This window comes from Mycobacterium sp. 236(2023), from assembly GCF_029623955.1.
In the GTDB taxonomy this organism is placed as follows: Bacteria; Actinomycetota; Actinomycetes; order Mycobacteriales; family Mycobacteriaceae; genus Mycobacterium.
This window is the reverse complement of record NZ_JARSBP010000009.1, coordinates 76,886-94,211: the sequence shown is the minus strand read 5'-3', so window position 1 is coordinate 94,211 and position 17,326 is coordinate 76,886. Positions and strand designations below refer to the sequence as shown.

Sequence of the window (17,326 nt, the reverse complement as noted above, 5' to 3'; positions counted from 1 at the left end):
TGACTTAGTCGGTGTGACCGGGTTCACTGTAGGGGTGACGACAGCCAGGACGGTGCGCGCCGACCGCGCCACGACCACCCAAGAGGCGATCCTGAAGGCCGCTGAACGGCTGTATGCCGAGCACGGGGTGTACGCCGTCTCGAACAGGCAGGTCAGCGAAGCCGCCGGGCAGGGGAACAACGCCGCGGTCGGCTACCACTTCGGCACGAAGACCGATCTCGTCCGCGCCATCGAGCAGAAGCACCGCGCGTCGATCGAACTGCTCCTCGAACGGATGGTGGCGCGCTCCGGCGACTCGGCCGAGTTGCGCGATTGGATCACCTGTCTGGTGTGTTCGCTCACCGAACACCTTGCGCAGCTGGGTAATCCGACGTGGTACGCGCGGTTCGCCGCTCAGGCCCTGGCGGATCCTGCGTATCAGAAGATCGTCGTCAGGGATGCGCTCGCGTCGCCGTCGCTGGTCCGGGTGGTCGACGGCATCACCCGCTGCCTGCCCGAGCTCCCCATGGCCGTCGTCGTCGAGCGCAACATCATGGCCAGGAATCTGCTGGTTCACACCTGCGCCGATTTCGAAAGGGCTTTCGCCGACGGAGCGGATCTGCCCCGAACCTCTTGGGGTGCAGTCGGATCCGGCCTCATCGATGCGATCGTCGGCCTCTGGCAGGCACCCGTCACGGAGATTCCGTGACATGAAGGTCACCGTCGACCAGGACAAGTGCGTGTCCTCGGGTCAGTGCGTCCTCAACGCGATGGAGGTCTTCGACCAACGCGACGATGACGGTGTCGTCGAACTGCTGATCCCCGAGCCTGGGCCTGAGTACGCCCAAGAGACCAGAAACGCCGCGGCCGCTTGCCCAGCCCTGGCCATCCAGATCGAGGAGTGAAATGACAGACACGCTCGACGAGCAGGCAGTCTCCGCCGCGCCCGAGTACCCGATGGAGCGGGAGAGCGGCTGCCCGTTCGCGCCACCCCGGCAGATGCTCGAGATGAACGAATCCAAACCCCTTTCCCGGGTGCGGATCTGGAACGGGACGACCCCGTGGCTGATCACCGGACACGAGGTGGCGCGGACACTTTTCGCCGATCCGCGCGTCAGTGTCGACGATCGGCGTGACGGCTTCCCGCACTGGAACGAACACATGCTCTCCACGGTGAACAAGCGCCCGCGCTCGGTGTTCACGTCGGATGCCGAGGAGCACACCCGGTTCCGCCGGATGCTGTCCAAGCCGTTCACGTTCCGTCGCGTCGAGGCGCTGCGCCCGGTGATCCAGGAGGTCACCGATGAGTGCATCGACGAGATCCTCGCCGGACCGCAACCGGCCGACCTGGTGGCCAAACTGGCGTTACCGGTACCCACCCGGGTGATCAGCGACATGCTCGGCGTGCCCTACGAGGACCACGAGTTCTTCCAGGAACACGCCAACGCCGGCCTTGCGCGCTTCGCCGCCGCCGACGCCATGCAAAAGGGTGCGATGAGCCTGCACCAATATCTGATCAACCTCGTCGAGCAGAAGCAGGCCAACCCCGCCGAGGACGCCGTGTCCGACCTCGCCGAGCGCGTCACCGCCGGAGAGATCAGCGTCAAGGAGGCCGCGCAGCTCGGCACCGGACTCCTGATCGCGGGCCACGAGACCACAGCCAACATGATCGGCATCGGCATCTGCGCTCTGCTCGACAACCCCGAACAGGCCGCACTGCTGCGGGATTCGGAGGATCCGAAGTTCATCGCGAACGCGGTCGAAGAACTGATGCGCTACCTGTCGATCATCCAGAACGGTCAGCGCCGTGTCGCGACCGAAGACATCGAGATCGGTGGTGAGACGATTCGCGCGGGGGAGGGCATCATCCTCGACCTCGCGCCCGCCAATTGGGACGCGGTGACCTACCCAGAGCCCGACAAGCTCGACCTCACCCGTGACGCGGGGCAGCAACTCGGCTTCGGCTACGGACGGCACCAGTGTGTGGGCCAGCAGTTGGCTCGCGCCGAACTGCAGATCGTGTTCCACACGTTGCTGCGCCGCATCCCGACCCTGAAGCTGGCGATCCCGATCGACGAAGTGCCGTTCAAGCACGACCGCCTCGCTTACGGCGTCTACGAACTTCCCGTGACCTGGTAGTACCCGAGACCTCAACTCCTACAGCCCGATTGGAGGCCCAAATGACTACACCAACAGTGCAGCCGCCCGCCCACCCCCCGACCACCCTGTACCCGCCCGAGGGCTTCGGCGCCCCCAAGAACCGTCAAGGCCATTCCACGGGCGGCGTCGTCGGTCTTCCCGCCGACACCGTGATCTTCTCCGCCGACAACCACATCTCGGTGGCCGACGACATCTTCTACGAGCGCTTCCCCGAGGAGCTCAAGGGCGCCGCACCGCGTATCTGGTACGAGGACGGCGCGTACATGGTCGGCATGAAGGGCAAGGCTTGGACCGGCGGTGACTTCGGCCGCGTGCTGATGCAGTACGACGACCTCGCCGGCGCCGCGTCGAACAACATCGAGGCCCGCATCCGTGAGCTCAAGGAAGACGGCATCGACAGGGAACTCGCTTTCCCCAACGCCGTTCTCGCGCTGTTCCACTACCCGGACAAGGGACTTCGCGAGCGGGTGTTCCGGATCTACAACGAGCACATCGCCGACCTGCAGGAGCGCTCCAACGGGCATTTCTACGGTGTGGGACTGATCAACTGGTGGGATCCGAAGGGCACACGCAGCACGCTCGAAGAGTTGAAGTCGTTGGGCCTCAAGACATTTCTGCTGCCTTTGAATCCCGGCAAGGACGACGAGGGCAACATCTACGACTACGGCAGCACCGAGATGGACGCCGTATGGGACGAGATCGAAGCCTCGGGCATTCCGGTCAGCCACCACATCGGTGAGACGCCGCCCAAGACGCCGTGCCAGCACAACAGCGTGGTCGTCGGCATGATGGTCAACGTCGACTCGTTCCGCGAGCAGTTCGCCAAGTACGTGTTCTCTGGCATCCTGGACCGACACCCGTCGCTGAAGATCGGGTGGTTCGAAGGTGGAATCGCCTGGGTGCCGACGGCATTGCAGGATGCCGAGCACATGCTTGCGTCCTATCGCCACATGTTCAACCACGAACTGCAGCACGACGTGAGTTACTACTGGCGCAACCACATGAGCGCATCGTTCATGGTCGACCCGCTGGGCCTGCAGTTGATCGACCGCATCGGCGTCGACAACGTCATGTGGTCCTCGGACTATCCGCACAACGAGAGCACCTTCGGCTACTCGGAGAAGTCACTCGCTTCGGTGGTCGAGGCGGTCGGACCCGAAGCTGCGGTCAAGATCGTCAGCACCAACGTGCAGAAGTTCCTGGGAATAGCATGACCACTACCTTCGCCACGTCGAGCGGCCTGGCGCAGCTCGGCATCCCCGAGTTGCCCGACCGCGATCGGATGTATCGCGAATGCGGTGCGCGCCTGCGAGAGTCGATGAAGGCCAAGGGTGTCGACGCGCTGGTTCTGCTCGGCAACGGCAACGTCGTCTACGCGACAGGCGCGAGCTGGCCGCTTCTCGACGCAGGGCTGTCCCATGTCGAGCGTCCGGTGGCCGTCGTGCTGGCAGACGACGAGCATCCGCACCTGTTCATGCCTTTTCAGGAGGGCAGCGCCTTCGAGACCGAGGTTCCGACCGATCACGTCCACGGTCCGCTGTACCTCGAATTCGACGAGGGCGTAGACCATTTCGCCCGCGTGCTGTCCGATCTGGTCCCGCCGGGGTCGACCGCCGCGGTCGACGAACTGACGGGTGCGATGCGGCGAGCTGCCGGTCGGCTGTTTCCTGCCGGCCCGCCCTCGGACGCTGCGCAGGTGATCGGCCCGGCCAAGTTGGTGAAGACGGTCGATCAGATCGCCGCGGTCCGAAAGGCGTGCCGCATCACCGAGGAAGCGGTCGCCGACGTACAGGCGTCGTTGGCCCCCGGTGTCCGCCAGATGGATCTGTCGGCGCACTTCGTCCGCCGCGCCTTCGAACTCGGTGCGACCACGAACATGATCGAAGCCATCTGGCAGGTCATGCCGACGACGCGCAACAGCGGCGCGGTGTGGACCACGACGGGCGATCTGGCGTTGCCGCTGCTGCCGACGGAGAAGGAACTGGCCGACGGTGACGTGCTGTGGACCGACATCAGCATCACCTACGAGGGCTACTGCTCTGACTGGGGCCGCACCTGGGTGGTCGGGCGCGAGCCCACGGCCAAGCAGCAGGACCAGTTCGCCAAATGGCGCCACATCCTCGACGCAGTGCTCGCGGTGACCAGGGCTGGTGCGACCTCCGGTGACCTCGCTCGCGCGGCGATCGCAGCCAACGGGGGTACCAAACCGTGGTTGCCGCACTTCTACCTCGGTCATGGCATCGGTACCAATGCCGCTGAAATGCCGATGATCGGAACGGATCTCGGTGAAGAGTTCGACGACAACTTCGTCTTCCCCGCCGGGATGCTGTTGGTGCTCGAGCCCGTCATCTGGGAGGACGGCACCGGCGGCTACCGCAGCGAGGAGATCGTCGTCATCACCGAAGACGGGTACCAGCCGATCACGGACTACCCCTACGCGCCTTATGGGAGAAGCTCATGAGTGAAGAGATCGTTCCCGACGATCTGGCCCTGCGCACCGGACGACGCGAGCGGGTGCTCGCCGAGATGGCGGCCGCAGACCTCGACATCCTGGTCCTGGGCCGCCAGGCCAACGTCCGGTACGTCACCGGCGCCCCGCAACTCTGGGTCGCGGGCACCCGGCCGTTCGCGCCGATCTGCGTGCTGGTCCGGACAACCGGCGACATCCACCTCAACAGCAGCTGGGACGAGGGCATCCCCGACGAAATCGGACACGATCACCTCTACGGCCTGGCGTGGAACCCGATGACGCTGATCGAGGTCCTCAAGAACATCGACGGAGCCGAGACCGCGGCCCGCGTAGGGACCGACGCCATGTCCCCGACGTTCGCGCAACTGCTGCCGATGGCGTTCCCGAAGGCCGAGTTCGTCGACGGGGAGGCCGCGATGAAGGCCGCGCGGCGCGGCAAGACGGCCGACGAACTTCGGGTGCTGCGCGGGGCGTTGGCAGTTGCCGAACGCGGCCTTGCCGCAGCGGTTTCCGGCCTCGAGGCCGGAATCACTGAGCAGGCGCTCAACGGTGTCCTCATGGAGGCGATGGCGGCGGGCGGCTTCAGCACGTCGGCCACCCAGGACGGTGTCTGGATCACCTCGCCCGAACATTCGTGGCGGGTCGGCCGACGTGACGGCAGGATCGGTGAGGGCGACCTGGTGGCGTTCGCCGCCGGCGCGCTGGCCGACGGTTATGTCGGCGAGGTCGGGCGTACCTGGCCGGTGGGCGAGGACACCCCCGAGGTGCAGGCGCTGTATCGGCGCTCGAATGACCTGTGGGACAGACTCCTTGACGCCTGTCGGCCCGGTGCGCCCGCCGCTGACCTGCTCAACGCATACGAGGCTGCCGGAGAATCGCTGCCACCGATCCCGGTGGCCCACGGACTCGGGCTGGGGTTCGACCCGCCGGTGGTCTCACCAGATCTGCCTGCCACGTCTGCGGCCGAAAGATTGGACCCTGGAACCGTTCTCGCGGTCACGTCGTATGTCTGGGAGCCGGGTGTCGGAGCCGTATTCAGCCGCGACGCGGTTCTGATCAACGACGACGGCCCCGAGGTGCTGACCTCCAGCCCGTCGTTCGCGGGGACTGCGATCGGCACGGCCAATGTCTGAGCGGCCTACGCCCGAGGAGATCATCCTCTACGAGAAGAACCCGAAGACGAAGATCGCCACGATCACGTTCAACCGTCCGGAGTTCCTGAACGCCCCGACGTCGATGGCGCGACTGCGGTATGCCGACATCCTGCGGGCGGCTAACGCCGACAATGACGTCAAGGTTGTCATCATCCGTGGGGTGGGCGACAACCTCGGTAGCGGTGCCGACCTCCCGGAGTTCATGGAGGGCAACGACAATCCTGCGGTACGGCTGGCCGAACTCCGGTTGGAGGATGACGGTGTCGGAGAGGTCACGTACCCCCCGAAGGGAACCTTCCGCAACGGTGCGACCATCAGCGCCTGGTATGCCAACTCTCAGGCGGGCAACCGCGCGCTGCAGGACTTCAAGAAGATCAGCATCGTCGAGGCCAAGGGCTACTGCTATGGCTGGCACTTTTACCAGTGTGCCGACGCGGATCTGGTGATCTCGTCTGACGATGCGCTCTTCGGTCACCCGTCGTTCCGATACCACGGTTGGGGTCCGCGCATGTGGACCTGGGTGCAGATGATGGGTCTACGCAAGTTCCAGGAGATGGTATTCACCGGTCGCCCGTTCACTGCCGCCGAGATGTACGACTGCAACTTCCTGAACAAGGTGGTGGCACGCGATCAGCTGGAGGCCGAGGTGGAGAAGTACGCCCTCGCGTGTGCGCGAAACCGTCCGGTAGACACCGTGTTTCAGCAGAAGCTGTTCTTCGAGGTGTTCAAGCAACAGCAGGGTGAATACATGGGCAGCCTGCTCAGCGCGTTCTTCGAGTCGATGGGTAACGGCGTGGCCAACGACAGCGATGACGATCTGGACATGTTCGAGTCGATCGACAGCGGACTGTCGGCAGCGGTGAACGACAACGACAGCAAGTTCCCGCCCGAGTTCCGTCTGAGCAAGCGCAACCGGGCCAAACAGGACTAGATGGCGTTGTCCGAGCCGCCCCTGTCCGGCTATGCCGTCGTCGACCTGTCCAGCGGCATCGCCGGCGGCTACTGCACCAAGCTCCTTGCCGATGGTGGCGCATCTGTCGTCAAAGTCGAACCGCCACACGGTGATCCGCTGCGCCACTGGTCGGCCTCCGGTGCCGGGATCGCCGACGGTGAGGACGGCGCACTGTTTTCGTATCTGGCGTGTTCCAAACACTCCGTCGCGGCAGACCCGCGCGTCGATGCAGAACTGATCGACGCGCTGCTCGCAGGAGCGGATGCGGTCGTCTGGTCGCGATCACCGGGAGTGACGGACCATCCCGACTTCACGCCCGGCGCGATCCTCGAGCGTCATCCGCACCTGACCGTCGCGGCGATCACCGCCTTCGGTCTGCAGGGTCCCTGGTGTGACCGCCCTGCAACGGAATTCACGCTGCAGGCATGGTCGGGGGGAGTCGTGGGCCTCGGCCGCGGAGCCCCCGACCGGGCCCCGGTGTACGTCGGCGGCCAGGTCGGCGAATATCTCGCCGGTGCGTACGCCAGCGCCGCCACGCTCGCATCCCGCATCCGCGGCGGCGGTGAGTTGATCGACCTGTCGATGCTGGAGACGGCGATTCTCGGGCTCACCTACTACCCGGTGAGCTATTTCGAGATGCTCGGACGCCCGTGGCGCGACGCCCGCCGACTGACGGTGCCCGGCATTGCCCGCGCCAAGGACGGTTTGATCGACATCGGCTGTGGGACGGCGCAGCAGTGGTTCGACCTGTGTGCGATGACGGGTCATGTGGAATGGATCGACGAGGAGTCACCGCTGTCGATCACCCAGCAGGCCAACGAGAGGGCCGAAGAACTCTACGCCTGGGTTGCAGACCAGACTGTGGACGAGATCCGGGATCTGGCAACCGCATTCAGGATTCCGAACGCGCCGGTGGCCAACGGTGCCAACGTCGAGGATCTCGACCAGTATGTGGAGCGCGGGGCGTTCGTCGTCAATCCGCGCGACGGATTCACCCAGCCGGCTGCGCCCTATCGCCTCAGTGCCGCGACCCTGCGTGAGCCCGAACCCGCGCCCCGCCTCGGCGAGCACACCGACCACTACCGGAATAGCGTTCCGGGTCGCGATACCGGCTCGGCAGCAGCCAGGAACCCTATTCCGCGAAAAGAGGGGCTGCCGTTCGAGGCGTTGCGTGTCGTCGACATGACGACGTTCTGGGCCGGCCCGAGCTGCACGCATCTGCTGGCGATGCTCGGTGCCGACGTCATCCACGTCGAGTCCACCCGCCACCCCGACGGCACGCGGCTGATCGCAGGCATCCCCGTCACCGAGGACCAGTGGTGGGAGCAGTCGCCGATCTTCTCGGGACTCAACACGAACAAGCGTGGCATCACGCTGAACCTGCAGAGCGACACCGGCAGGGATCTCCTCAAGCGCCTGATCGGGACGGCCGACGTCGTCGTCGAGAACTTCACGCCCCGAGTGCTGGAGAGCATGGGGCTGACGTACGACGTCATCAAGGAGATCCGGCCGGATGTGGTCATGGTCCGGATGCCGGGCTTCGGCCTGGACGGCCCGTGGCGGGACAATCCGGCGTTCGCCTATGTCATTGAGGCGGCGGCCGGAATCAGTTGGCTCACCGGCTATCCCGATCTGAACCCGTTCGAGCCCTACTCGGTCGGTGACCCCAACGCGGGCATCCACGCACTCAATGCGATTCTGCTGGCGCTCGAGCATCGCAGGCGCACGGGCGAGGGCACGATGATCGAAGCCGCGATGGTCGATGCCGCCCTCAGCGTGGCCGCCGAGCAGGTGATCGAGTACTCCGCCTACGGGGCGCTGCTCCAGCGGGACGGTAATCGCGGGCCGGTCGCCGCCCCGCAGAACCTGTACCTGTCGAACGAGATCGACGAGTTCGGTCGCCTCGACAGCTGGGTGGCGATCGCCGTGGCGACCGACGAACAATGGTCCGGGCTCTGCGATGCGCTCGGAGACCCCGAGTGGGCCACCGCCGACCTGGCTGCGGCGGAGGGGCGGCGGGCGCACCATGATCTGATCGACCGGCACCTGTCCGCCTGGTGTGCTGAACGCTCCCGCGACCAGATCGTCGAGACCCTTTGGGGCAACGGCGTTCCGGTGGCCAAGGTGTTGCAACCGCACCGCCAGACCGAGATTCCGCAGCTGGCGGCACGCGCGTTTTTCGAAGCGGTCGAACATCCTGTCAATCCGGCCACCCCGCACAGCACGCTGCCGTTCCGCAGCACCCGCGGGCCGGACCGGGTACACACCGCCCCCGCCCCGCTGCTCGGGCAGCACAATCACCAGATTCTCGGTGAGCTGGGGTTGACCGAGGAGGAGATCGGTCGGCTCGAAGCCGACGGGGTCATCGGCACGGCCCCCGCACGCTAGCCTGCCAGTCATGGCCATCGCCCCGTCGGACATCCTGCTCACCGGCCGTGTCGCCGTCGTCACGGGTGGGGGAGCCGGCATCGGCAAGGGAATCGCTGCGGGATTGGCCGCTTTCGGGGCGTCGGTGGCGATCTGGGAACACGATCCCGGCACCTGCACCGAGGCCGCCGACGGCATCGGCGGCCTCGGGGTGACCACCGACGTGCGCGACGCCGCGGCGGTCGATGCGGCACTGGAACGCACAGAGCGGGAGCTGGGCCCGGTCTCGATCCTGGTCAACAACGCCGGCGGCACCTTCAACTCGCCGCTGCTGGAGACGTCGGAGAACGGCTGGGATGCGTTGTACCGCAGCAATCTCCGGCATGTGCTGCTGTGCACGCAACGGGTCGCTCGTCGCCTGGTCGACGCGGGCACACCCGGGAGCGTCATCAACGTCACGTCGATCGAGGGCAACCGTGCGGCACCCGGCTACGCGGCGTACGCGGCCGCCAAAGCCGGGGTGATCAACTACACCAAGACGGCGTCGTTCGAGTTGGCGCCGTACGGCATCCGGGTCAACGCGCTCGCTCCGGACCTGACGATGACCGAAGGGCTGCAGAGTCTCGCCGACGGCGTGCTGTCCGCGGACATCGGTGCCGGCATTCCGATGAGACGGGCCGGGCATGTCGACGAGATTGCCTCGGCAGCAGTCTTTCTCGCCTCGGATATGGCCGGCTACATCACAGGGCAGACCATCCATGTCGACGGTGGAACAGAAGCCGCAGGCGGTTGGTATTTCCACCCGCGAACCGGCGCGCCGAAACTGGGGCCCGCCTAGGAGTCCGGTGCTGGATCGCCGAACTTGCGCTTGATCGCGCCCCACGGGTCGGCATAGCGCCCGGGCTGCTTCCAATAGGCGCCGCGCCGCTTGAGAATCGCGCGGATGACCGGGGCCGCGAGCGGTAGCACGTACCTCGCCGGTCCTGCCTGGCGGGTGGCCTCGTCGATCATGTCCTGCCACGAATAGTGCTGGAACTGCAGGGCTTCCTGCGCACGGGTGGTGTCCATCCAATCGGTGACGAACCACGCGTCATCGTCGTCGGGGTTCCCTTTGCGGCCCGGCGCAAGGCCGCCCTTGAGGCCCCGGGCGCCTGCGAGCGCCGGGGTGATGTCGCCGTACTCCTGCCGATGAGAGTCGTCACCTGCTATCAGCAGGATCTCGCCCGCAACGTCGGCGGTGGTGGCCGCGGCGAACGCCCACGCGACGTCGCGGACATCGACGCTGTGCATGCGGCAGTCCGTCGGCAGCAGGCTCTCGAAGTAGAGGGCGTCGGCGTTGAACGGAATGGCCTTGGGGTCAACACTGAGGACGCCCCCGAGACGCAGTACGACCCACTCCAGCGAGGATGCCCGCACGATCGCTTCGGCCTCGGCCTTGTGCGCGCTGTAAAGGTCGGAGTGCTTCATCGGCATGTCCGCCGTCACAGGACCGGTGGCCTTGTGTGGATTGCGCGCGCCGTAGACGGCGTTGCTCGACGCCTGCACCCAGCGTGGAGGCGTCGGCTGCGCTTCGGCGATCTTGACCAACGTCGCGGTCGCATCGACGTTGACGCGACGGGCGAGTTTCGCATTCTTGTAGATCGCCGGCGGGATGATCGCGGCGAGATGGATGATGACCGAGGGGGCGACGTCGGCGACGAGTCGGGCTGTCTCCTCGGCGTTGGTGAGGTCAGCCCAGCGAACGCTGACGCCGGGAGGCAAGGAGCCGGAAGCCTGCTCGTTGGCCGGAGTGTGCAGATCGGCGATGACGACGGCCCGGCCGAGTTCGGCCAACCTGCGCACGGTGGCTGACCCGACGAGGCCGAAGCCTCCGGTGACGAGCACAGTACCCGGCATATGGAAGTCTCCTACCTGCGGATATGACATTCTCTTAATCGGAGAGTAGCATATCCGAAATCATGTCCGACGAGAGCGCCGAGACGGCCAAGTGGGACCCCGGATTCACCCGTCAGATCACGAACCTGGTCGGTCCGTGGATCAGACGATACTTCCGTGCCGAGGTGGGCGGACTGTCTTCCATGCCCGAAACCGGCGGGGCGCTGTTGGTGTCCAACCACTCCGGCGGCATGCTCACCCCGGACGTTCTGGTTTTCGCCCCGGAGTTCTACAAGCGCTTCGGCTTCGACCGACCGCTGTACACACTCGCCCACTACGGAGTGTTCATCGGACCGCTCGGTGACCTGCTGCGCCGCACCGGCGTGATCGAGGCCAGTCGCGAGAATGCGGGCAAGGCCCTGCGGGACGGTGCGGTGGTGCTGGTGTTCCCCGGTGGCGACTACGACTCCTACCGGCCGACGTTCAGTGCCAACCATGTCGACTTCGCCGGCCGTACCGGCTACGTCCGCACCGCGATCGACGCGGGTGTGCCCATCGTGCCGATGGTGTCGATCGGGGCGCAGGAGACGCAGATGTTCTTGGCGCGCGGCGACTCGATCGCCCGCCGGATCGGTCTGACGAAGGCCCGGATGGAGATCCTGCCGGTCAGCATCGGCTTCCCGTTCGGCCTTTCGGTGATTTTCCCACCCAACCTGCCGCTGCCGTCCAAGATCGTCACCCGGGTCCTTGAGCCGATCGACATCACCGCCACGTTCGGCGAGAACCCGGACGTCGACGAGGTCGACCATTACGTGCGATCCGTGATGCAGAAGGCGCTCGACGAACTCTCCCGCAAGCGCCGGTTCCCTGTAATAGGTTGAGCCCCATGGCTGATCAGCTGGGAATGCTCGCGACACTCTGGCGGGCGCGGCTGATCGCGCCGATGCGCCCCGACCGCTACCTGCGGATGGGCCTGGCGATGCGTCGTGCCGGTCTGACGGCGACGGTAGGGTTCGCCGCCGCTGCGCAGCGCTGCCCGGACCGCCCCGGCATCATCGACGAGCTCGGCACGTTGACCTGGAAGCAGCTCGATGACCGGTGTGACGCACTCGGTGTCGCGTTGCAGAAGCAAAAACATAACCCGCAGGGCTCAATTGCCGGCTCGCCGGCGACCGTGGCGGTGATGTGCCGCAATCACCGGGGATTCGTCGAGGCGCTCGTCGGCGCCAACCGCATCGGTGCGGACGTGTTGCTGCTGAACACGTCGTTCGCCGGCCCGGCGATGGCGGAAGTCATCGAGCGCGAAGGCGCCGATGTCGTCATCTATGACCAGGAGTTCTCGGCGACCGTCGATCGGGCGCTGCAGGACACCCCGGGTGCGGTCCGGATTCTGGCATGGGTCGACTCCGAGAGCTCGGAGCCGGCCCTGGAGTCCCTCATCGACGAACACCTGGGCCAGCGGCCGCAGCCGGCGACCCGCAAGAGCGACGTCATCTTGCTCACGTCGGGAACCACCGGAAGCCCCAAGGGTGCCAAGCGTTCTGCGGGCAGTGGTGGTGCCGGCGACCTCAAGGCGGTTCTCGACAGGACGCCGTGGCGGGCCGAAGAACCGATCGTCATCGCCGCCCCGATGTTCCATGCGTGGGGTTTCTCCCAGCTCCTGTTCGCCGCGCTGCTGGCATGCCCCATCGTCACGCGCCGCAAGTTCGACCCCGCGGCGACGCTCGCCATGGTCGACCGCCACCAGGCCACCGGGCTGGCCGTCGTCCCCGTGATGTTCGACCGGATCATGGACCTGCCCGACGACGTGCGTAACCGCTACAGCGGCAGATCTTTACGCTTCGCGACGGCATCCGGATCGCGCATGCGCCCCGATGTCGTGACGGCGTTCATGGACCAGTTCGGCGAAGTCATCTACAACAACTACAACGCCACCGAAGCCGGCATGATCGCGACTGCGACCCCTGCTGACCTCCGCGTGGCTCCCGACACCGCGGGCAAACCGGCAGACGGCACCGAGCTCCGGATCCTCGACGCGGCACATCGCGAAGTGCCCCCCGGCGAGGTCGGTCAGATATTCGTGCGCAGCGGAACGCTTTTCGACGGCTACACCTCAGGTGCCACCAAAGATTTTCACGACGGTTTCATGGCCTCCGGTGACATGGGCTACCTCGACGAGGCGGGCAGACTGTTCGTCGTCGGTCGCGACGACGAGATGATCGTCTCCGGCGGGGAGAACGTCTATCCGATCGAGGTGGAGAAGACACTCGTCGCTCACCCCGAGGTGGCGGAGGCGGCCGTGCTCGGAGTCGACGATGCGGAATACGGTCAACGTCTTGCCGCCTTCGTCGTGCTGGCCGACGGCGGTGCGGCGACCGTCGACGACCTCAAGGCCCATGTGCGTGGCAATCTGGCCAATTACAAGGTGCCGCGGGATATCGCGATCCTCGACGAACTGCCCCGCGGCAGCACCGGCAAGATCCTGCGCAACGAGCTGCGCGGAACCTGAATCACGGCTGCCCGCCCGCCCACGCCGGTGGCATCGCGGTGTCCACCGTGGCGGCCGGTGGCAGTCCGCACGCCTGACGGAGCTCGTCGAATGCGTGCACCATCGCATCGGTCGACTCGTGGGGATCGTCGAAGGTGCAGTCGTCGGACAGCACCGCGATATCGAGCTGGTCGACGTAACTCCACACCGTCATGTTGAAGGCGCTGCCCGCGGAAAGCACACCGACGGAATAGATCTCGCTGACGGGCGCGCCTCCGACGTGACCGCGCTCTTTGGGTCCGGGCACATTCGAGATCGCCACGTTCATCAATCGGTTGTGGTCGGCGCGTTTGGCCTGCGCCTTGAACAGCGCGGGTGCCAACGGCGGAGGCAGGTACTCGAGCAGCCTGCCCTGCAGCGTGGGCCCGAGGAGGTCGTTGTTCTCCTTGGCGCGAGCGGTCGCCACAGACGTCAGCTTCACGCGGTCCAACGGATCGTCGATGTGCACCGGAAGCGACACCATCATGCCGCCGATCTCGTTGCCGGTGATCCGGTCGGTCGACTTGTCCGTCGCAATGGGGACCGTCGCCATGATCGGGCGGTCCGCGCGACCGTCATAGCGCAACAGCAGCTCGCGAAGACCACCGGCGGCGACGGCGAGCACGACGTCGTTGAACGTCACGCCAAGGTGTTTCGCCGTCTCCTTGACCTCGGCCAGTGACAGCGTTGCCGTGGCGAAGGTGCGAATCGGTGACACCACGTGATTGAGGAAGGTCGGTGGGGCATTGAACGGCTTCGCCAGATCCGGATGCCCCTCCCGCTCTTTGGCACGCTTGCGCAGTCGGGACATTCCGCGCGCGGCGTCGGCAACCAGGACGGGGATCTCGGCGATGTTCTGGAAGTGGTCGAGTTGCGCCTCCCACAGCAGTTCTTTGGGGGATGGTTCCTCGCACGTTTCCGGCGGCTCTTCCCTCTCGTCCTGTGCGGTTCCGACCAAATCCATCAGGCGGGCAAGGAGGTTCGCCGAGGCCACGCCGTCGGCCAGCGTGTGGTGCACCTTGCCGATCAGCGCGAAGCGGCCGTCGGCCATGCCCTCGGCGAAGTGGAACTCCCACAGTGGCTTGTCGCGGTCCAGCGGCGTACTGGCGATCTCGCCGATCACACGGTCGAGCTCGCGCCGCCCGCCGGGCGCGGGCACCCGCACCCGGCGCAGGTGGTAGTCGAGGTCGACGGGGCAGTCCTGCAGCCACATCGGATGATGCAGCCGCAACGGAATGTCGATCAGCCTGTACCGCAGTGGCTCAAGCAGATGCAGGCGCCGCGCGATGGTCTGGCGGAACGCGTCGAATCCGTACTCGCCGTCGTAGTGCGCGGCGTCGATCACCGCCACTTTGAGTGTGTGGGTGTGCAGGTTGGGGGTCTCGCTGTACAACAGCATGGCGTCCATGCCATTGAGACGCTTCATGGTCAACCATGCAACCACTCGCGACAGTTGATCACGGTGGATTCAGCGAATGCGTCGCCGCAGACGGCGCGAGTTTCGGGACCCGCTACTTCAGGCAGCTGCCACCGTCGACCGGCAAGGTGACGCCGGTGATGAAGCGCGCCTCGTCGGATGCCAGGAACAGCACCGCGTTGGCGATGTCTTCGGGCTCCACCCATCCGATCGGCAGCGTGTGCATCAGCTGTCCGATGACCTTCATGTCGTCGGGGCCCGGGTTCTCCAGGTCCGGCCGGAACAGCTTCATCGTCGGCTCGTTCATGAACAGGGGAGTGTTGACGTTCGTCGGGTGCACCGAGTTGACGCGGACGTTCTGGGCGCCGAGCTCGACGGCGAACGTGCGCATCAGGCCGACCACACCGTGCTTGGCGGCGACGTAGTGACCGGTGTGCGGGTAGGCCTTCAGGCCGCCGACCGAACTCGTCAGGATGATCGAACCGCCGTTGCCACCGGCGAGGATATGGGGGACACCGGCTTTGACGGTCTTCCACACACCGGACAGGTTGACGCCGATCATGTCGTCCCAGTCGGGTTCGCTGGTCTTGTCGAGCGTCTGGCCACCGTTGCCGATGCCGGCGTTGGCAACGATGATGTCGAGCTTGCCGAACTCCTCGACACCCGCGTCGACAGCGGACTTCAGGGCGTCGTAGTCACGGACGTCGACCTCGGCGGTGTGGATGCGGCCGCCGGCGTTCTTCACCAGGTCCGCGGTTTCCGCGAGGTCTTCGGGAGTGGACAGCGGGATCAGCACGCTCTCGATCTGCTTGCAGATGTCGACGGCGATGATGTCGGCGCCCTCTTCGGCCAGTCGAACGGCGTGCGCCCGACCCTGCCCGCGGGCGGCGCCGGTGATGAACGCGACTTTGCCTTCTACACGTCCTGCCATGGTTTTTCAGTCCTTCGTCGGTGGGTTGTGGGTGATGTCGTTCGGTGTCGGGAGGTTTGGGAAGTATTCGGGTTCAGGAAGTGAAGGTCGGCATGGAATCCCAGCCGCGCACCGCCGTTGTCTGCGATGGCGCCGCGTTCTCCCAGTCGACCTCCCACGTGGGGAATCGTTTGAGGATCTCCTCGAGCGCGATCCGCCCTTCGAGGCGTGCGAGGGCATTGCCCATGCAGAAGTGCGTCCCGGCGCCGAAGGTCATGTGCGAGCGCAGTTCTCGGTGGATGTCGAAGACGTCGCCGTCGGGTGGGAAGCGGCGGTGATCACGGTTGGCGGCGCCCACGAGCATCAGCATCGCCGAACCTTCGGGAACCGTCTGTCCGTAGTACTCGACGTCCCGTGTCACGTAGCGGGCGATCTGCAACGCCGGCGGCTCCCAGCGCAGGATCTCTTCGATCGCCTGCGGGATCAGATCCGGGTTCTCCACGAGTTCGCGGCGCTGGTCCGGGTTCTCGGCCAATGTCTTTCCGGCCCAACCGATGAGCCTGGTGGTCGTCTCGGAGCCGGCGGTGGCGACGACCGTCAGGTACATGAGGAGCTCATCGCGGGTCAGGCGGCGTACGGTACCCGTCTCGTCGGTGAACTCGACGTTGAGCAGGTCGGTCATGATGTCGTCGGACGGATGTTCGGTGCGGTAGTCGATGAACTCGGCGAACACCTCGCCGGTGGCCATCAGGTTGACTTCCTTGCTCTGGAGGGTCGCTTCGCCGTGGTCGGTGACGCGGCGCTGATGCTCCTCCGGAATGCCGAGAAGCATCCCGATGACGCGCATCGGCATCTGTTCACCGAGGTCGTTGACGAAATCGAACCGTCCGGTGCCGACGAGCGGGTCCAGGCAGCGCGCGGTGAACTCCCGGATCTGCGGTTCCAGGGCGAGCACCTTGCGCGGGGTGAACATCCGCGACAGAAGATTGCGGTGGATGTTGTGGATCGGTGGATCCTCGAAGATCAGCGTCCCCGGGGGGATCTCCATGCCGGACTTGATGATTTCCAGCAACGCACCGCGGCCGGAGATGAACGTCTCGTGATCGATGACTGCCTTGTTCACGTCGTCGAATCGGCTGAGCGCGTAGAAGTCGTGCTTCTCGTTGTAGTACAGCGGTGCTTCCTCGCGGATGCGTGCGAACACCGGGTAGGGGTTCATGTTCAGTTCGACGCTGTACGGGTCGTAGTACAACTCGTCCGCTGTGGCGGCATCATGAACATCGGCGCTGATCGTCACGGTGTCCCTCTCGCTGGATCAGTCTTCGTAAGACATCGGGCTGCAATTTGTCTCACAACTTTGTCATCGCCGGTGCTTGAGTGTCAATGGCGGACTCGCTCAGTGCAAGTACGCCTCTCGAATGAGAGAACTGCCTTCTCCAATGGTGGGCAGCATCGACAAGTCGACAGCAGCGAGAACGCGAATAGCAATTCGCGCAAATATGATTCTAGAACAAG

Annotated in this window: 15 protein-coding genes; 11 read left to right on the top strand and 4 right to left on the bottom strand. The window is 65.5% G+C overall.

Translation table 11 applies throughout. The features are described from left to right. Positions 1-13 precede the first annotated feature (13 nt). Genes P9A17_RS28525 through P9A17_RS28485 form a run of 9 tightly spaced genes read left to right on the top strand, consistent with a single transcriptional unit; the run spans position 14 to position 9,920 of the window. Positions 14-688 (top strand): TetR family transcriptional regulator, encoded by a 675-nt coding sequence (locus tag P9A17_RS28525; protein ID WP_278042138.1) that lies wholly within the window; start codon positions 14-16, stop codon positions 686-688. Between the two features lies 1 nt (position 689). Next, positions 690-884, top strand: a complete 195-nt coding sequence (locus P9A17_RS28520; protein ID WP_278042137.1) for a ferredoxin — start codon at positions 690-692, stop codon at positions 882-884. 1 nt (position 885) lies between these two features. Then, positions 886-2,118 carry a cytochrome P450 gene (locus tag P9A17_RS28515; RefSeq protein ID WP_278042136.1) on the top strand — a complete coding sequence of 411 codons (1,233 nt, stop codon included), beginning with the start codon at positions 886-888 and terminating at the stop codon, positions 2,116-2,118. Between the two features lie 41 nt (positions 2,119-2,159). Further along, on the top strand, positions 2,160-3,353 hold the full coding sequence (locus P9A17_RS28510) for an amidohydrolase family protein (protein WP_278042135.1): 1,194 nt from the start codon (positions 2,160-2,162) through the stop codon (positions 3,351-3,353). Continuing rightward, positions 3,350-4,600, top strand: coding sequence for a Xaa-Pro peptidase family protein (locus P9A17_RS28505; RefSeq protein ID WP_278042134.1), 1,251 nt, complete (start codon positions 3,350-3,352; stop codon positions 4,598-4,600). The genes P9A17_RS28510 and P9A17_RS28505 overlap by 4 nt, the downstream gene beginning before the upstream one ends. Next, positions 4,597-5,742 carry a M24 family metallopeptidase gene (locus P9A17_RS28500; protein WP_278042133.1) on the top strand — a complete coding sequence of 382 codons (1,146 nt, stop codon included), beginning with the start codon at positions 4,597-4,599 and terminating at the stop codon, positions 5,740-5,742. The genes P9A17_RS28505 and P9A17_RS28500 overlap by 4 nt, the downstream gene beginning before the upstream one ends. Further along, on the top strand, positions 5,735-6,694 hold the full coding sequence (locus P9A17_RS28495) for an enoyl-CoA hydratase/isomerase family protein (protein WP_278042132.1): 960 nt from the start codon (positions 5,735-5,737) through the stop codon (positions 6,692-6,694). Before P9A17_RS28500 ends, P9A17_RS28495 begins: the two co-directional genes overlap by 8 nt. Then, positions 6,695-9,103 (top strand): CoA transferase, encoded by a 2,409-nt coding sequence (locus P9A17_RS28490; protein ID WP_278042131.1) that lies wholly within the window; start codon positions 6,695-6,697, stop codon positions 9,101-9,103. It begins immediately after the preceding gene. Positions 9,104-9,113: 10 nt separating this feature from the next. Then, the gene (locus tag P9A17_RS28485; RefSeq protein WP_278042130.1) at positions 9,114-9,920 is read left to right on the top strand and encodes an SDR family oxidoreductase; all 807 of its coding nucleotides are present in this window, start codon (positions 9,114-9,116) and stop codon (positions 9,918-9,920) included. Here P9A17_RS28485 and P9A17_RS28480 read toward each other — a convergent pair. Continuing rightward, entirely contained in the window at positions 9,917-10,978 is a 1,062-nt protein-coding gene (locus P9A17_RS28480) for an NAD(P)-dependent oxidoreductase (protein WP_278042129.1), read from the bottom strand. The two genes, P9A17_RS28485 and P9A17_RS28480, sit on opposite strands and share 4 nt — an antisense overlap. Positions 10,979-11,040: 62 nt before the next feature. On the opposite strand from P9A17_RS28480, the gene P9A17_RS28475 reads away from it, so the two are divergent. Continuing rightward, entirely contained in the window at positions 11,041-11,838 is a 798-nt protein-coding gene (locus P9A17_RS28475; protein WP_278042128.1) for a lysophospholipid acyltransferase family protein, read from the top strand. Between the two features lie 5 nt (positions 11,839-11,843). Continuing rightward, positions 11,844-13,466: an acyl-CoA ligase FadD12 gene (gene fadD12, locus P9A17_RS28470; protein WP_278042127.1), complete on the top strand. Its 1,623-nt coding sequence runs from the start codon at positions 11,844-11,846 to the stop codon at positions 13,464-13,466. Between the two features lies 1 nt (position 13,467). Here the strand turns inward: fadD12 and P9A17_RS28465 are convergent, their stop codons facing one another. The 3 genes from P9A17_RS28465 to P9A17_RS28455 all read right to left on the bottom strand — a co-directional run bounded on the left by P9A17_RS28465 (position 13,468) and on the right by P9A17_RS28455 (position 17,108). Beyond that, positions 13,468-14,910 (bottom strand): wax ester/triacylglycerol synthase family O-acyltransferase, encoded by a 1,443-nt coding sequence (locus P9A17_RS28465; protein WP_278042126.1) that lies wholly within the window; start codon positions 14,908-14,910, stop codon positions 13,468-13,470. An 85-nt stretch (positions 14,911-14,995) separates the two neighbouring features. Then, positions 14,996-15,832, bottom strand: a complete 837-nt coding sequence (locus P9A17_RS28460) for a mycofactocin-coupled SDR family oxidoreductase (protein WP_278042125.1) — start codon at positions 15,830-15,832, stop codon at positions 14,996-14,998. A 73-nt stretch (positions 15,833-15,905) separates the two neighbouring features. After that, entirely contained in the window at positions 15,906-17,108 is a 1,203-nt protein-coding gene (locus P9A17_RS28455) for a cytochrome P450 (RefSeq protein WP_278042124.1), read from the bottom strand. Positions 17,109-17,326 lie beyond the last annotated feature (218 nt).

What these genes read in the sequence shown, in the direction of transcription:
- P9A17_RS28520 (WP_278042137.1), top strand. Translation starts at nt 690, where the DNA reads ATGAAGGTCACCGTCGACCAGGACAAGTGCGTGTCCTCGGGTCAGTGC.
- P9A17_RS28490 (WP_278042131.1), top strand. Translation starts at nt 6,695, where the DNA reads ATGGCGTTGTCCGAGCCGCCCCTGTCCGGCTATGCCGTCGTCGACCTG.
- P9A17_RS28500 (WP_278042133.1), top strand. Translation starts at nt 4,597, where the DNA reads ATGAGTGAAGAGATCGTTCCCGACGATCTGGCCCTGCGCACCGGACGA.
- P9A17_RS28510 (WP_278042135.1), top strand. Translation starts at nt 2,160, where the DNA reads ATGACTACACCAACAGTGCAGCCGCCCGCCCACCCCCCGACCACCCTG.
- P9A17_RS28480 (WP_278042129.1), bottom strand. Translation starts at nt 10,978, where the DNA reads ATGCCGGGTACTGTGCTCGTCACCGGAGGCTTCGGCCTCGTCGGGTCA.
- P9A17_RS28475 (WP_278042128.1), top strand. Translation starts at nt 11,041, where the DNA reads ATGTCCGACGAGAGCGCCGAGACGGCCAAGTGGGACCCCGGATTCACC.
- P9A17_RS28505 (WP_278042134.1), top strand. Translation starts at nt 3,350, where the DNA reads ATGACCACTACCTTCGCCACGTCGAGCGGCCTGGCGCAGCTCGGCATC.
- P9A17_RS28485 (WP_278042130.1), top strand. Translation starts at nt 9,114, where the DNA reads ATGGCCATCGCCCCGTCGGACATCCTGCTCACCGGCCGTGTCGCCGTC.
- fadD12 (WP_278042127.1), top strand. Translation starts at nt 11,844, where the DNA reads ATGGCTGATCAGCTGGGAATGCTCGCGACACTCTGGCGGGCGCGGCTG.
- P9A17_RS28460 (WP_278042125.1), bottom strand. Translation starts at nt 15,832, where the DNA reads ATGGCAGGACGTGTAGAAGGCAAAGTCGCGTTCATCACCGGCGCCGCC.
- P9A17_RS28495 (WP_278042132.1), top strand. Translation starts at nt 5,735, where the DNA reads ATGTCTGAGCGGCCTACGCCCGAGGAGATCATCCTCTACGAGAAGAAC.
- P9A17_RS28515 (WP_278042136.1), top strand. Translation starts at nt 886, where the DNA reads ATGACAGACACGCTCGACGAGCAGGCAGTCTCCGCCGCGCCCGAGTAC.
- P9A17_RS28465 (WP_278042126.1), bottom strand. Translation starts at nt 14,910, where the DNA reads ATGAAGCGTCTCAATGGCATGGACGCCATGCTGTTGTACAGCGAGACC.